This is a genomic window from [Zimmermannella] bifida NBRC 103089 (genome assembly GCF_001570925.1).
Lineage (GTDB): Bacteria > Actinomycetota > Actinomycetes > Actinomycetales > Microbacteriaceae > Gulosibacter > Gulosibacter bifidus.
Genome location: NZ_BCSP01000003.1, coordinates 71,978 through 86,207, shown reverse-complemented (window position 1 = coordinate 86,207; position 14,230 = coordinate 71,978). Strand labels below are relative to the sequence as shown.

The 14,230-nt window shown below is 63.3% G+C and carries 13 protein-coding genes; 2 read left to right on the top strand and 11 right to left on the bottom strand.

All coding sequences use genetic code 11. From position 1 onward, the window contains the following. Positions 1 to 188: 188 nt before the first annotated feature. Together ZBI01S_RS03815 and groES are read right to left on the bottom strand one after the other, a co-directional pair. The gene (locus tag ZBI01S_RS03815) at positions 189 to 731 is read right to left on the bottom strand and encodes an endonuclease domain-containing protein (protein ID WP_066056614.1); all 543 of its coding nucleotides are present in this window, start codon (positions 729 to 731) and stop codon (positions 189 to 191) included. 659 nt (positions 732 to 1,390) lie between these two features. Then, positions 1,391 to 1,684, bottom strand: a complete 294-nt coding sequence (groES, locus tag ZBI01S_RS03810; protein ID WP_066056611.1) for a co-chaperone GroES — start codon at positions 1,682 to 1,684, stop codon at positions 1,391 to 1,393. A gap of 152 nt (positions 1,685 to 1,836) precedes the next feature. Here groES and ZBI01S_RS03805 point away from each other — a divergent pair, with 152 nt between their 5' ends. Next, positions 1,837 to 3,084: a class I SAM-dependent methyltransferase gene (locus ZBI01S_RS03805; RefSeq protein ID WP_066056608.1), complete on the top strand. Its 1,248-nt coding sequence runs from the start codon at positions 1,837 to 1,839 to the stop codon at positions 3,082 to 3,084. 162 nt (positions 3,085 to 3,246) lie between these two features. Here the strand turns inward: ZBI01S_RS03805 and ZBI01S_RS03800 are convergent, their stop codons facing one another. From ZBI01S_RS03800 to glmS, 7 genes are all read right to left on the bottom strand, one after another. Then, positions 3,247 to 3,981: a hypothetical protein gene (locus ZBI01S_RS03800; protein ID WP_066056605.1), complete on the bottom strand. Its 735-nt coding sequence runs from the start codon at positions 3,979 to 3,981 to the stop codon at positions 3,247 to 3,249. Between the two features lie 32 nt (positions 3,982 to 4,013). Then, positions 4,014 to 5,564 (bottom strand): tRNA (adenosine(37)-N6)-threonylcarbamoyltransferase complex transferase subunit TsaD, encoded by a 1,551-nt coding sequence (gene tsaD / locus ZBI01S_RS03795; RefSeq protein WP_083524481.1) that lies wholly within the window; start codon positions 5,562 to 5,564, stop codon positions 4,014 to 4,016. Then, entirely contained in the window at positions 5,561 to 6,208 is a 648-nt protein-coding gene (gene tsaB / locus ZBI01S_RS03790) for a tRNA (adenosine(37)-N6)-threonylcarbamoyltransferase complex dimerization subunit type 1 TsaB (protein WP_066056602.1), read from the bottom strand. The genes tsaD and tsaB overlap by 4 nt, the downstream gene beginning before the upstream one ends. 157 nt (positions 6,209 to 6,365) lie before the next feature. Beyond that, positions 6,366 to 6,917 (bottom strand): tRNA (adenosine(37)-N6)-threonylcarbamoyltransferase complex ATPase subunit type 1 TsaE, encoded by a 552-nt coding sequence (tsaE, locus tag ZBI01S_RS03785; protein WP_066056598.1) that lies wholly within the window; start codon positions 6,915 to 6,917, stop codon positions 6,366 to 6,368. Beyond that, the gene (locus ZBI01S_RS03780; RefSeq protein WP_066056595.1) at positions 6,914 to 8,842 is read right to left on the bottom strand and encodes an alanine racemase C-terminal domain-containing protein; all 1,929 of its coding nucleotides are present in this window, start codon (positions 8,840 to 8,842) and stop codon (positions 6,914 to 6,916) included. The genes tsaE and ZBI01S_RS03780 overlap by 4 nt, the downstream gene beginning before the upstream one ends. 2 nt (positions 8,843 to 8,844) lie before the next feature. Continuing rightward, positions 8,845 to 9,195 (bottom strand): holo-ACP synthase, encoded by a 351-nt coding sequence (locus ZBI01S_RS03775; protein ID WP_066056592.1) that lies wholly within the window; start codon positions 9,193 to 9,195, stop codon positions 8,845 to 8,847. Between the two features lie 78 nt (positions 9,196 to 9,273). After that, positions 9,274 to 11,124, bottom strand: coding sequence for a glutamine--fructose-6-phosphate transaminase (isomerizing) (gene glmS, locus ZBI01S_RS03770; protein ID WP_066056589.1), 1,851 nt, complete (start codon positions 11,122 to 11,124; stop codon positions 9,274 to 9,276). Between the two features lie 124 nt (positions 11,125 to 11,248). Here glmS and coaA point away from each other — a divergent pair, with 124 nt between their 5' ends. Beyond that, positions 11,249 to 12,205 (top strand): type I pantothenate kinase, encoded by a 957-nt coding sequence (gene coaA / locus ZBI01S_RS03765; RefSeq protein ID WP_066056586.1) that lies wholly within the window; start codon positions 11,249 to 11,251, stop codon positions 12,203 to 12,205. 137 nt (positions 12,206 to 12,342) lie between these two features. Here the strand turns inward: coaA and glmM are convergent, their stop codons facing one another. Then, positions 12,343 to 13,710 (bottom strand): phosphoglucosamine mutase, encoded by a 1,368-nt coding sequence (glmM, locus tag ZBI01S_RS03760; protein ID WP_066056583.1) that lies wholly within the window; start codon positions 13,708 to 13,710, stop codon positions 12,343 to 12,345. 22 nt (positions 13,711 to 13,732) lie between these two features. Further along, positions 13,733 to 14,221, bottom strand: coding sequence for a 30S ribosomal protein S9 (rpsI, locus tag ZBI01S_RS03755; RefSeq protein ID WP_083524479.1), 489 nt, complete (start codon positions 14,219 to 14,221; stop codon positions 13,733 to 13,735). Positions 14,222 to 14,230 lie beyond the last annotated feature (9 nt).

Here is a 14,230-nt window from a genome sequence, read left to right as displayed (position 1 = left end):
ATGCGTGGGGTCGCCAAATCTGGCGGCCCCACTCCCCTTTTCCGCCCCGTTTTGGCGCACCCCACCACAGCTCGCTAATTTGCCCACCCAAATCACACCATTCCAACCGTCACACGTCTTCATCGCCGTGCCCATCTGCTTTCATGACTCGTTTACTCCGTTTGAAGGACATATGGTCCTTCAAACGCTCAAAACGAGTCATGAGCGCTGGCCTGTTTCGTTCGCTTGCGATGGATGCGTTTACGAATCGCGGCAAGAACCTCTGCCTCGCAAGCGTCTAGGTCAAACATGACCTCGGCGGCGGTGAACCTGAGTACTCGGAATCCGCGAAGCTCCAGATATCGATCTCGCTCGCGGTCGCGGCGAAAAGCGGACTGGTCCGCGTGGTGCTGGTATCCGTCAACTTCAATAATCAGACGACCACCGACCAAGAAATCAACCCTATACTTCCCAATCCAGACCTGCGTTCGGAACTTCAGGCACAGGTGCTGTAGTCGCAGCCGCATGAGCGTTTCCACGCCCGATTCAACGGAGAACGGATCTGTCCTGCGCAGTGCCGCTCGCACACGTTCGCACTGCCCTAAGACCGAATAGTCCAAGGCACCGCCATTTACTCTCGCCGCAGATTCAACGATCGCTACGAGCTCTTCATCCGACACACATCGTGCTGCGCACACGATTGCGAGTTCGACTGAGTCCAGGTGGCCATCCGGAATGGGTGGGTCCATCATGGGGCCGTGCAACCTGCACCGCTGCAAATACGATTGCAAAGTGACCGGCATTCGGTATTGTCGGCGCCGTCGCACCCGAATATGAAATTCCGAATGTTTCCGTGGGACCCAGATCCCATGTGCTGCCAATCCGGTCAAGCAGGTGACGCTTCCACCAAGCAATTTGGCGTAGTCCACAGCGTTCGTTGGAGGTGCGGCCAGAAACACACCTCGGCATACACGTTGCAGTCGCCCTTCAGCTACCGCCAAGTCGATACCGTGCTTGGTCCAGCCAGAGTCTCGCAGGTCTTTTGTTGTCAATGTGGATGAGTCACTTCGCCAGTTCACGCCGACAGAATTCCAGCAAGTTGGCTCGTTAGGTGGATCCAGAAGCGCGGCTGTGGATTACCGACTTTCCACAAGCCGTGTCCGACCGATTACTCATCTGCTTTCGTGACTCGTTTACTCAATCTGAAGGACGTATTGTCCTCCAAACACTCAAAACGAGTCACGAAGGCCGATGCCTGGTCTTCGCAGTCGCGCAGACGCCCAGATTTCGCGCGAGCCGCCATGAAAACGGCGCGTTAGGGTTCCGGTGCGGTGCAACAACAGGCCCGACACAAGCCAGGAAAACGCAGTGGGGGCGTGACCGAAGTCACACCCCCACCAGAAAACTCAGATTAGACGAGCTTTGCGAGAACGTCGCGAGCCGAAAGGATCAGGTACTCGTTGCCACCCGACTTGATTTCGGTGCCACCGTACTTCGAGTAGATGACCTTGTCGCCAACGGCGATGTCCATAGGAATGCGGTCGCCTTCTTCGTCGAAGCGGCCAGGACCTACGGCAACAACTTCGCCTTCCTGCGGCTTTTCCTTTGCAGTGTCAGGGATAACCAGACCCGATGCGGTGGTCTGCTCGGCCTGGACCTGCTGAATGACAATGCGATCTTCGAGCGGCTGAATGTTCACCGACACGACCTTTCTCGTTTGAAGTACATACGCTCAACTGAGCCGGACTACCAAAAAGTTAGCACTCTCACCCTGAGTGTGCTAACTCGAGTGTATTCCCTGCTCCAACGCCGCGCCACTTGCAGCCCAGCCGAGCCGTACGCCGTTAGCGTAGAGGTGTGCAACGCGAAGATCTCACCGTCCTCCTCACCCCCGAATCGCTCCGGATGCTCGATGAGCACGCCGATCTCGATACGGTTCGGGATGCATTGCAAGCGGTCTCGACGCTCCGCAAAGCGGGTGCCGACGCGCGCACCAGCGCGGTGATCCTCACCCAGCTCAAGCTCCGCAGGCGCGCCGCGAACAAGTTCGGCGAGTTCGCGGGCCGCATGCTGTTCACCGAAGACGGCCTCGCCCAGGCTTCCCGACTCGACATCACCGCGCACCACGCCGGTAGGTTCCGCCAGGCCGACGTCACCCGCATCACTGACCTCGGCTGCGGCATCGGCGCCGACTCACTCGCATTCGCATCCCTCGGTTTCGACGTCACCGCGGTCGAGCGCGACGAGGTGACCGCAGCAATCGCCGCCTATAACCTCGCGCCGTTCCCCAACGCATCCGTGCAGCACGGCAGCGCCGAAGACGCCGAGCTCACGAACCTCGACGGCGTCTTTCTCGATCCGGCCCGCCGCACCAAGTCGCGCGGCGGCACCGTCCGCCTACCTGACGCGAACGACTGGCAGCCCTCGCTCGACTTTGCGTTCCAAACCGCGAGCGCCGCGAACGCCGCCGGCATCAAGCTCGGCCCGGCATTCCCCCACGAACTCATCCCTGACAACGCCGAAGCGCAGTGGGTGTCGATCGGTGGCGAGCTGCTCGAATGCGCGCTGTGGTTTGGTTCGGCGCGACGCGACGCACCCGATTCCAACAACGACCAGGCGCCCGCCGGCTCCATTCGTCGCAGCGCGCTTGTCATCAACACGTCCAAGGATGCGGTGCACCCCGGCTCGTTCGAACTCACGTCAACGTCGGCAGCAGACGACGACGCCCCCGTCGGCGAACTCAGCGCCTGGCTGCACGAGCCCGATCCGGCAATCATTCGCGGCCGGTTTATCGGTTCCGTGGCGCGCAGTCTTGCGGGACACATGATCGCCGAGCAGATCGCGTGGATCACCACCGACGCCGACACCACCTCGCCGTTCACGCAGCGATTCCGGGTCGAAGAAGTGCTGCCGCTGCACACCGCGCAGCTCAAGAAGGCGCTGCGTGCCCGCGGCATCGGCCGCCTCGAGATCAAGAAGCGCGGCGTCGACATCGTGCCCGAACAGTTGCGTACGCAATTGCAGCTTCGCGGGGATGCGGGTGCCACGCTGATCTGCACCCGTTTGGGTTCGCGTCGCGTCGCGATCCTGGCCCACCGCGATTAGGCGCGGTCAGCGCAGGGCGGCCGTCACCACCAATCGGCCCCACCGACCGCGTATGCAGCGCACCGGACGCAACGGCAACGCATCCAGCAGCCTGCTACCCAGAATGACCCAGCAGGGCGCCCAGGCAACCGAGTCGCACGAGCAAGAACGCCGGCGCGAGCCCTAGAACACGTAAACCACCAGCGCGGTCGCAACCGCCAGCGCCACGGCGATACCGCCACCGGCAACGGCCAGCCAACCGAACTGTTTGTTCTCGCCGCGCGTGGCTACGAAACCAAGGCCGACCGCGAGCGCACCAAGCACACCGCCAACGATCCACGCCCAGCCGGGGATGCACAGCGCAATCAGCGCGAGAATTGCGACAGCAACGGCCACGTACGGCAGCGTGCCTGCAGGCTTCGCAGCGCTGTTGGCAGCACCGTACTGCGTGGGGCCAAGCCCGTTTTCAGCCGTGGCACCGTACTGACCGGATGGTCCTGGCTGATTCGGCGTCCCGGCACCGGCGACGGATGCATCCGTACGGTATCCGTAACTGGCGCTCGGCACACCGTAGTCGTCACCAAACGCGCCTTGACCGGCAGCGGCACCAGCCTGCTCCGCGCCATCGTTCGGGTCGATAAACTCATCGGCCTGCAGGTCGTCGCCACCGGCCGCATCCGCGTATTCACGGGGAACGTCACCGTACCCGGCGGCGTCGGCCGAGTAGTTCGCACCACTGTAGGTTGCACCAGATTCGTCCTGCATCGGCGCACGATCGCGCGCCAACCGGTCGGTTACCGATCCCTCGCCGAATCCGGATTGGTCATCGGTCACGCCGAACGTGCCGCCCACGGCGGGCGCAAGTTCCTCGCGTTCGCCGCCTGGCTGCTGGTTGTTCGTTCCGGCGTTTTCGTTCATCGGTCCCCCTGAATAACGGTCTACGCACCATATTAGGGCGCAGAATTCGCGGTTCCTGAAATCTCCGCACAGGTCATCGGAAGGGTTGAGTCGGCAGGAAAACTCAAGGATGACGGCGCATGCCCCGCGCGAACGAGTTCGGCGCCCAGCGCCGCAATCATCGCGCCGTTATCGGTGCACAGCGACAGCGGTGGAATGTGTAGCGAAACGCCGGCTTCGGCGCAGCGTTCGGCGGCCACTTCGCGCAGTCGACCGTTGGCCGCAACCCCGCCGCCGAGCAGCAGTCGCGGGATCCCCGTGTCGGCGCAGGCTGCCAGCGCCTTCGTGATCAGCACGTCCACGACGGCTTCACGAAAGGATGCGGCGATATCGGCTACGGGCACGGTTTCGTCGCGGTCTTCGAAGCCTTCGATGACCCGCGCCACCGAGGTCTTGAGCCCCGAGAACGAGAAGTTGTAGCGGTGTCCGCGAGCATGGTCGGATGCGCGTGACAAGCCCCGTGGGAACTTGAACGCGGCAGCGTCACCGTCGGCCGCAACCCGGTCGATGTGCGGGCCGCCGGGATAGGGCAGACCGAGCACGCGAGCGACTTTGTCGAACGCTTCACCGGCTGCATCGTCGATCGTTTCACCAAGCATCTCGGAATCGCCGCTCAGCGAATTCACCCGAATCAATGAGGTGTGGCCGCCCGAGACCAGCAGCGCAATCGCTGGGAATTCGATGGCGTCGGCATCCTCGCGCAAGAGGTCGGCGGCGACGTGTCCAACCAGGTGATTCACGCCGTACAGCGGCTTGTTCGTCGCCTGCGACAGCGCTTTCGCTGCACCAACGCCCACCATCAGCGCGCCGGCAAGCCCAGGACCCGCCGTCACCGAAATCGCGTCGATCTCGTCGAGCGTGACCCCCGCATCCGCCAGCGCCTGCTGCAGCACCGGCACCATCGCATCCGCGTGCGCCCGCGCCGCCACCTCGGGTACGACGCCGCCGTACTTTGCGTGTTCGTCCATCGATGAGGCCACGGTGTTCGTCAGCAGCGTGCGGCCGCGCACGATTCCCACGCCCGTCTCGTCACAGCTCGATTCGATACCGAGCACGAGCGGTTCGCGCGGGGCGTCGTCAAGGTTCATCTTCGTCAGGTCTGCGCGCATCACAATCGCTGCTTCCTTGCCGCCCGGATAGTAGTTAGGGCGGCGTCCAATTTCGGTAAATCCCAGGTCGCGGTAGAGCTGCTGCGCAGCGGTGCCAGATTCGCGCACTTCGAGGAACACCAGCGAAGCGCCGCGGGAACGCGCCCAGCGCAGCCCCTCGCGCAGTAGCTTTCTCGCCCAGCCCTGGCGGCGGATGCTCGGGTCGATCGCGAGCGTCTGGATATCGGCTTCGCCGGCGCCCTGGGCGGCCAGCACACCGAGCACGCCAAGCACCCGGTTCGCGTCGGCCACCACCCAGTAACCGGTGTAGATGCTGGTGACTTCTGAGATGATCGTCGCTTCGCTCCACGAGTCCTTCGGGAACGTCGCGTGGTCAAGTTCGAGCAACTGCGGAATGTCGGCCGCGGTCGCGAGCCGAATCTGCGGGCCGGTCATTTGCCGCTCACTCGCTTTGGCACAGCACCCGGTTTCGCATCGGGGGCTCGCGAGTACAAGATTTCGTCGGCTTCGGCATCCAGACCCGCACGTACGCGGTCGCACCAGGCCAGCGCGAGGTGCGCTGCCGAAATCTGCGATGCATCCACGTGCTCGGCACCGCGCAGCGAGTCGGCAACCGCATCCGGTGCGATCAGCGCAAACTCGCTCCCCCGAAGCTCCCCTGCCTCGTAGCGGGTCAGCGCGAGTTCGCGGCGGCGGGCATCGGTCGTGACGACCAGCACGCCGGTGTGTGAGGGATGCGCGGCACGCCATTCGTGCGCGATCGCGTCGTGGCTCGGCATGGCGCGCAGCGGTACTCCGCGTGCGAATGCGTAGGTTCGGGCGGCGGCGACGCCCACGCGCAAGCCAGTGAATGGCCCCGGTCCCATGCCACAGACAACTTCGGTGATATCGCCGGCGCTGATGCCAGCTTCGAGCAGCACCGCTTCGATGCCAACGCCGATGACTTCGGCGTGGTGGCGCGGGTTGGCTTCGCGGTATTCGGCGAGGATGCGCGGTGGCACGGCTGGCTCGGACGTCTGGTTTCCGTCGTCGACGAGCGCGATGTCGGTTCCGGCCGAGGTGTCGATTGCGAGCAGCATAGTTACGAGTTTACGGCGCATATTGGCATGCGGCACGGCAGCAACGTGTGCTGACCGAACCCGTGCCGATCAAGCATCTCCAAAGTGGTGCAAAATTCGCGGGTCAGAGGTGGTATTCACCTCCGATGCCCCTACAGTGCACCAGTTTGGAGATCCGCTACGAAGCCAGCCCGGCCAAGAGCGCCGCGGCATCGAGATCCTGCCAGCGTGCACCAACGGCGGTGATAGTTACCTGCCGCGGGTCGTCCAAGTCTTCAACTTCTTCCGAGCCGTCAAATTCATCAGCACCGACCGCATCCGCACCGCTCACCCGCGAAATGGTCACTTCGAGCCAGTGGTCGGTAATCGCCGAAACGACCTCGTGACCCCACTCGATTACGGTCACGGATGCATCCAGATCGAGGTCAAGATCGTCGAGTTCGAGCGCCGAGCTGAGTCGATACGCGTCGACGTGGATGAGGGCTGGGCCAGCCCCGAGCGATGGGTGCGTGCGGGCAATCACGAACGTCGGGCTCGAAACGGCCCCGCGAATCCCGAGCGCCTCGCCCAGGCCACGCACGAGCGTCGTCTTACCCGCGCCGAGCGGACCGGTCAGCACGATCACATCGCCCGCGCGACCGACCGCGCCTAAACGACGCCCAAGTTCGTGCATCCCGTCGGCAGTTGCGACCGTGTGCGGTGCGGTTGTGGTGTGCTGCTGCTCAGTCATGCCAGTCCTTCCACACGGCCACCGAGGTAGCGTCGCGTCACGCGCGATCCGAGCGTTGCGGTCACGGCTGCCGGCGTCAGTCCGCTCCACGCGCACCATTCCTGCAGCGAGGCGCCGTGGCGGCCGCCCCAGATCGCAACCGGCATGCCGACCGCGCAATTGTGGTCGCCGAGGTCAACGACGACCTGATCCATGGCGACGCGGCCAACAATCGGCACGCGCACACCGTTCACGAAGCACATCGCTCGCCCGAAAACCGAGCGAGGAATCGCATCCGCATAACCGAGCGGCACCAGCCCGAGGGTGGTTGGCCGCGTGGCCTGCCAGGTGTAGCCGTAGCTCACGGCCTGCCCGGCGTCGACGCGCTTTACCTGAATCAATTCACTGCTGAGCGAACCGGCAAGCTCCCCCGACTTACCTGTACCGCTACCCGCCCCGGCAGCCCCACTGCCGAATCCGTACGCCAAGCGCGTCTCGGGCCCCGCCGTCGGCAGATACTCGGCATCGATACCAACGGCCGCGAGCGCTTCGACGTCGTGTTGCGTGCGCGCCACGAACGACTTGCCAAAGGCGCGGCCGAGTTCGGCGATGCGTTCGGCACCAAACCCGTAGGCATTGGCGCTGAGGTCGATCACGCAGCTCAAGTGCCGGTCTTCAACCGACCGTGCCTGTTCGCCGCGGTGCAGCGCCCCGGTGCCACCCGCGAGTCGCGCCGCGATGAGGTCGAGGTCGATCGTGAATACGCGCTGCGGTGCGAGTCCGGGTTCTGGCGGTTGGATGCGCGCGGGCGCGTTATCGCGCAGCCGCGACATCATGCGGGTGGTGATTTCGTAGTTGATCGTGTCGGCCGCATAGGCCCAGGCATTGACGTCGCCCGGGTGGCTGCCAAAGCAGCGCATTTCGCTGGGGCTCGTGCCGTCAAGCGGCAGCAGCGTCGAGTGAGTCGAACCAATCTGCCCGACCTGCCAGCGGTCGCCGTCGTTGTCGTTGAGCAGCAATCGGTTCACGCGCGGCGGCAGGCCGTCGGCTTGCCCAAGCTCCATGACCCAGCGGTCATCGCGCCCCACAACGTCGGTGCGCAGTTCCATGACCGGCTGCAAATCGAGCCCGAGCGAGTCGGGGTACAGCGGGTCGAGGCCGTAGAGCGCGAGGCCCAGGCGCACGGCGAACGTTGGCCGGTAGCCCGGCTGGTCGGCCGCGTGGCGGCCCGCTGCGGCGGCGGATGCATCGGTATCGTCGCGTGCCCATGCCGGGTCGACGTCAACAAAGTTCGCGTACTGCATCGCTGCGACGGTGGCGGCGAGGTGGATGAGGTCGGGGCGCAGCCCGATTTCGATGGCGAGGGCAACGCCACGACGGAACGCATCCAATTGCGCGGCGTCATCGGCCTTGCTCGTGCCCGAGACGTGGCTCATGATGCCAGCGACACGGATCCGGCCCTGGCGTTCCAACAGCAGGGCTTGCGCCATCAAGACCCGCCACTCGCATTCGCGAGCGCCGTTGCGCCCAAGGCCCGTGTCGAGTTTCAAGTGCACCTGCGTCGCCGCACTGCGGTCGACGCGCCCGGCCTGCACCGGTGCGGCATCGGCGAGCATCGCGAGTTCGTGCAGCGACGAGATCCCGACGTGCAAGTCTGGCACGGCACGGAGTTTCTGCCAGTCAAGTGTCGAAGACTGCAGCCAGCAGATCAGCGGCAGGTCGATTCCTGCCGCGCGCAGGGCATACGCTTCAGCCGCATCCGCAACCGCGAGCATCCACGGGCGTTGGTCTGCTGGCATGGATGCGAGTGCTTGCGCCACTGCGACACCGCCGTGGCCGTATGCCTCGGCTTTCACCACGGGGATCACCGGGGCAGGCACAGCGTCGGCAAACGCCCGGTAGTTGTGGACGATCGCGTCGAGGTCGATGCGGATCGGTGCCGACATAGTTAGTGCCTTTCTGCGACGACGAATGCGCAGCTGGTGGTCTGGTCGTGAGTGAGCGAGAGGTGTAGCTCGTTGACTCCGAGCCTAGCGAGCACTCGGTCAAGCTCGGGTGATTGCACAAACACCGGTCGCCCCAGGTGGGTGCGGGTGACCGCGAGATCGCGCAGCCGCATCCCGTGCAAACCGCCCAGTGCCTTGACCGCAGCTTCTCGTGCCGCCCAGCGCGCCGAAATCGAGGTCAGTGGGAGTTCGAGTTCTTCGGGGGTGAACACGCGGGCTGCGAATGCGGGCGAACTGATGGCGTCGCGCACGCGTTCGTGCTCGATCGAATCCACGCCGATGCCAACGATCACGTCGTGTACTCCTCCCTTTAACGGTGCGAGCCCCGCAATGCTGCAGGGCTCGCAATGGTGTTGAACCGTGCCGGTCGATTACTCGACCGTCACTGATTTCGCCAGGTTGCGTGGCTGGTCAACGTCGAGGCCCTTGGCGGTCGACAGCTCGAGCGCAAAAATCTGCAGCGGAATCACGCGCAGCAGCGGTTCGAAGAATTCGCTCGTTGGTGGGCAGGCGAACGCTTCATCAACGTACGGCAGTACCGTGGCGTCGCCACCTTCGATCACGGCAAGCACGCGGGCGCCGCGAGCGCGGATCTCCTGGATGTTCGAGACGATCTTCGGGTGCAGCGAGTCGTCGTGGCGCGGGCTTGGCACGATGACGAACACGGGCTGCCCCGGTTCGATCAGCGCGATCGGACCGTGCTTAAGCTCACCGGCGGCGAAGCCTTCGGCGTGGATGTACGCGATTTCCTTGAGTTTGAGGGCACCCTCAAGCGCAATTGGGAATCCGGTTGAGCGGCCGAGGTAGAGCACCGAGCGAGCGTCAGCCATCCAGTGCGCGAGTTCCTTGATGCGGTCGTGCTCTTCGAGCACGGCGCGCATCTTTTCGGGGATCGTCTGGAACTCGTCGAGCAGGTCAGCGATTTCGTCGCTCGACAGGGTGCTGCGTTCCTGCGCCAGGTAGAGACCAAACAGGTACAGCGCGGTGATCTGCGCGGTGAAGGCCTTCGTCGATGCGACGGCGACCTCGGGGCCTGCGTGCGTGTAGACGACCGCATCCGACTCGCGTGGAATCGATGCGCCCTGCGTGTTGCAGATCGACAGCGTCTTCGCGCCGTGCTCGCGGGCGTAACGCACGGCCATCAGCGTGTCCATGGTCTCGCCCGATTGCGAAAGCGAGATGACGAGCGTGCGATCGGTGATGAACGGTGTGCGGTAACGGAATTCGTGCGCGAGTTCGAGGGTTACCGGAATGCCCGCCCAGCGCTCAATCGCGTAGGCGGCCGTCTGACCCGAGTAGAACGCGGTACCGCAGGCAATCACGGTGATTCGGTCGATCTCACGGAAGTAGTTTTCGCCGAGTACGTCGAGGCTCGACAGCGTTACGGCACCGTCCTGGATCCGGCCCATCAGCGTGTTCGAAACCGCTTCGGGGTTCTCGGTGATTTCCTTCGCCATGAACGAGTCCCAGCCACCCTTGTCGGCGGCGGATGCGTCCCAGTTGACTTCAAATTCGTCAGCGGTGGCAGGGTTGCCGTCGAAATCAACGATCTCGACCGCATCCTTGCGCACGATCACGATCTGCGCCTGGCCGACCGCAATCGCCTTGCTGGTGTGCTCGACGAATGCTGCTACGTCCGACCCGAGGAAGTTCTCACCCTCGCCGAGGCCAATCACGAGCGGCGAGTTCAGGCGTGCCCCGACGATTACGTCGGGCTGGTCAGCGTGAACGGCGAGCAGCGTGAACGCACCTTCGAGGCGCGGTGCAACATTGCGGAATGCCGCAACGAGGTCGCCGGTGCGGTCGTACTCGCGCCCGAGCAGGTGCGCGGCAACTTCGGTGTCAGTTTCCGAGCAGAACTCGACGCCGTCTGCCTTGAGCTCATCGCGAAGCTCAGCAAAGTTCTCGATGATGCCGTTGTGGATGACCGCGAGCTTGCCACCGCAAGAAAGGTGTGGGTGCGCGTTGGTGTCGTTAGCTGCACCGTGCGTTGCCCAGCGGGTGTGTCCGATACCGATGTGGCCATCGGCCATTGGCGTATTCGCAAGGTCGTCGGCCAGCGTCTTGAGCTTGCCGGCGCGCTTGCGAGCGTGCATTCCACCGGTGGCGTCAACCAACGCGATACCGGCCGAGTCGTAGCCGCGATATTCAAGGCGGGCGAGACCCGCCATCAAGGTGTTCTGGCAGTCACGGTCACCGATGTATCCAACAATTCCACACATGGCCTCTAGTTTGCACCACGCAGCACACGAATCGGCGCATATCGAGCCGATTCTGTGCACAGCGCAATCCGTACGGAGCACATGAACTCGCCGAAATGGATGATATTGCGAGTAGAATTGCAGGATGCCACAGTCTGGGGCCCAAGGAACCGCCAATGGTTTGTCGTCCCCGTTTATCGAGATTCCTCGCGCTGACTGGGCAAGACTTGCACCAGCGACGCCGTTCACGCTCGAAGAATCCGATCTCGCTCGGCTTCGAAGCCTTGGCGATCCGACGTCGATCGAACAGGTGCGACAGGTGTTCGCACCGCTCACCAAGCTCATCAATGTGCACGTTAACGCCACGCGTTCCTTGCAACAGCAGCGAACGAAGTTTCTCGGCGAGATGCAGCGTCCCACGCCGTTCGTGATTGGTATTGCTGGGTCGGTTGCGGTGGGCAAGTCGACGGTTGCTCGCTTGTTGCGCGAACTTCTCAGCCGGTGGGAAGACACGCCACGCGTCACGCTCGTAACGACCGACGGCTTCTTGCTGCCCAACGCCGAGCTGCACCGGCGAAACATCATGCACCGCAAGGGATTCCCCGAATCGTATGACCGACGCGCGCTGCTGCGTTTCGTGACGCAGGTGAAGTCCGGCGCGCCAGAGGTCACCGCGCCGTTGTATTCACACGTCGTCTACGACATCGTGCCGGGTGAGCGCGTGGTCGTGCAGTCCCCCGACATCCTCATCGTTGAGGGACTCAACGTGTTGCAGCCACCGTCAAGCGCAACGGCACTGTCGCTGAGTGACATGTTTGATTTCTCGATTTATGTGGATGCGCGCACGCAAGATATTGCGCGCTGGTACGAAGAACGATTCCTCAAGTTGCAGACGAGCGCGTTTACACAGCCCGAGTCGTACTTCCGCCGATTCGCCAATCTCTCAACGCAAGAGGGTTTGGAGATGGCGCGCAGCATTTGGGATTCGATCAACTTGCCGAATCTGGAACAGAACGTGCTGCCGACACGCTCACGCGCGCGCCTCATCCTGCGCAAAGCTGCCGATCACTCGATCGAACGCATTCTGCTGCGCAAGCTCTAGACGGATGCCGCTAGGAGCAAGCCGCTCAGCGGATGCGCGACGCTGCGCTGTCACACAACGTATGGTGCCGGCGTGCGGTCACAACGCCGGGTAGCAGACTCGCGTAATCACGCCAGGTGTCCGCCGCTAAGGCGGGCTTATTCGCCGAGCGACGACCGCACGATTTCGGCGAGGTGGTCGGCACATTCGCGTGCCACTTCGTCGGTTTCAGCTTCAACCATGACGCGAACGAGTGGTTCGGTGCCCGATGGGCGCAGCAGCACGCGACCGGTGTCGCCGAGCTTCGCTTCGATTGCCGCAACTTCGGCCTGTACGACCGGATGCGTCGTGCATTCGTCTTTGCGCACGCCGCGCACGTTCACGAGCACCTGCGGGTAGACCTTCATGACCTGCTTGAGCTCGTGCAGCGACTTGCCCGTTTCGGCAACGATTGCCGCGAGCATGAGGCCGGTGAGCACACCATCACCGGTCGTAGCGAAGCGGGTCAGGATGATGTGACCCGACTGCTCGCCACCGATCGCGAGACCATGTTCGCCAAGCTTTTCGAGAACGTAACGGTCGCCGACCTTCGTTTCGAGCAGCTTGATGCCGTGTTCGCGCATCGCGATGCGCAATCCGAGGTTCGACATGACGGTCGCAACCAGGGTGTCGTCGGTGAGCAGACCGCGGCCCTTCAACCAAACGGCGATGATCGCCATAATCTGGTCGCCGTCAACGACTTCACCGAGGTGATCGACCGCGAGGCAGCGGTCAGCGTCGCCATCGTGCGCGATACCGAGGTCAGCGCCCGTTGCGAGGACCGTTTCGCGCAAGAGATCCAGATGGGTTGAGCCAACACCAGCGTTGATGTTGATGCCGTCCGGTTCGCCACCAATCAGGGTGATGTCGGCGCCAAGACTTCGGAAAACTTCTGGCGACACACCGGCTGCGGCGCCGTGAGCGGCGTCGATAACCACACGCATCCCATCCAGCGCTGGACGAGCGTCTGCGTGCACAACCGGAGTTGCCGCAATCAGGTGCAGCGCATAGCGGTCTTCTGCATCCGCGAATCGATCGATGCGACCGACACCGTCGCCGGTAGGACGAAGCGGTTCAAGTTCGAGCTGCGCCGCGATCTCTGCTTCGAGTGCGTCAGGCAGCTTGCGGCCACCGCGGGCAAAGAACTTAATGCCGTTATCGGGAGCCGGGTTGTGCGAGGCCGAGATCATGACACCAAAATCGGCATCAATGTCGGCCGTCAAGAATGCCGCGGCCGGGGTTGGGATGACTCCCGCATCGTAGACGTCAACACCGGATGCGGCCAGTCCCGCTGCGACAGCGGCACCGATAAATTCGCCCGAGATCCGCGGATCCCGAGCAAGAACGGCGACAGGCCGCCCGCCGTGCGCTCGTGTTTCGCGAGTGAGCACGACTGCGGCGGCCTGCGCCAGGGCAACGGAGAGTTCGACCGTGATCTTGCCATTTGCAAGACCACGTACACCATCGGTTCCGAACAACAGTTCCAATGCCCTTTCGTAATGCGGTTGTTTAGCGCTTCGAGAACTGAGGCGCCTTACGAGCCTTCTTAAGACCTGCCTTCTTACGTTCCTTGACGCGTGGGTCGCGGGTGAGGAAGCCAGCCTTCTTCAGTTCTGGGCGGTTGTGCTCACGGTCGATCTCGTTCAGTGCACGAGCGATGCCGAGGCGCAGCGCGCCGGCCTGACCCGAAGGGCCACCGCCGACAATCTTAGCGATTACGTCGTACGAACCCGTAAGTTCGAGCAGCGTGAACGGGTCGGTGATGAGCTGCTGGTGCAGCTTGTTCGGGAAGTACTCGTCAAGGTCACGGCCGTTAACCGTGATCTTGCCGCTACCAGGAACTACGCGAACGCGCGCAATTGCCTGCTTGCGACGGCCAACGGCCTGACCCGAAACGGTCAGCGCTGGGCGCGAGGTGGTTGCCTGAGCTTCCGAAGCCGGAGTCTCAGTGGTGAAATTGGTGGGCTGCTCCTCAATGGAGTCTGCAATGGTCGCCACGATGTTCGT

Excerpts from the sequence above, each read along its gene's own strand:
- ZBI01S_RS03815 (WP_066056614.1), bottom strand. The coding sequence starts at position 731 with ATGATGGACCCACCCATTCCGGATGGCCACCTGGACTCAGTCGAACTC.
- ZBI01S_RS03800 (WP_066056605.1), bottom strand. The coding sequence starts at position 3,981 with ATGAACGAAAACGCCGGAACGAACAACCAGCAGCCAGGCGGCGAACGC.
- tsaD (WP_083524481.1), bottom strand. The coding sequence starts at position 5,564 with ATGACCGGCCCGCAGATTCGGCTCGCGACCGCGGCCGACATTCCGCAG.
- tsaB (WP_066056602.1), bottom strand. The coding sequence starts at position 6,208 with ATGCTGCTCGCAATCGACACCTCGGCCGGAACCGACATCGCGCTCGTC.
- tsaE (WP_066056598.1), bottom strand. The coding sequence starts at position 6,917 with ATGACTGAGCAGCAGCACACCACAACCGCACCGCACACGGTCGCAACT.
- ZBI01S_RS03780 (WP_066056595.1), bottom strand. The coding sequence starts at position 8,842 with ATGTCGGCACCGATCCGCATCGACCTCGACGCGATCGTCCACAACTAC.
- glmS (WP_066056589.1), bottom strand. The coding sequence starts at position 11,124 with ATGTGTGGAATTGTTGGATACATCGGTGACCGTGACTGCCAGAACACC.
- coaA (WP_066056586.1), top strand. The coding sequence starts at position 11,249 with ATGCCACAGTCTGGGGCCCAAGGAACCGCCAATGGTTTGTCGTCCCCG.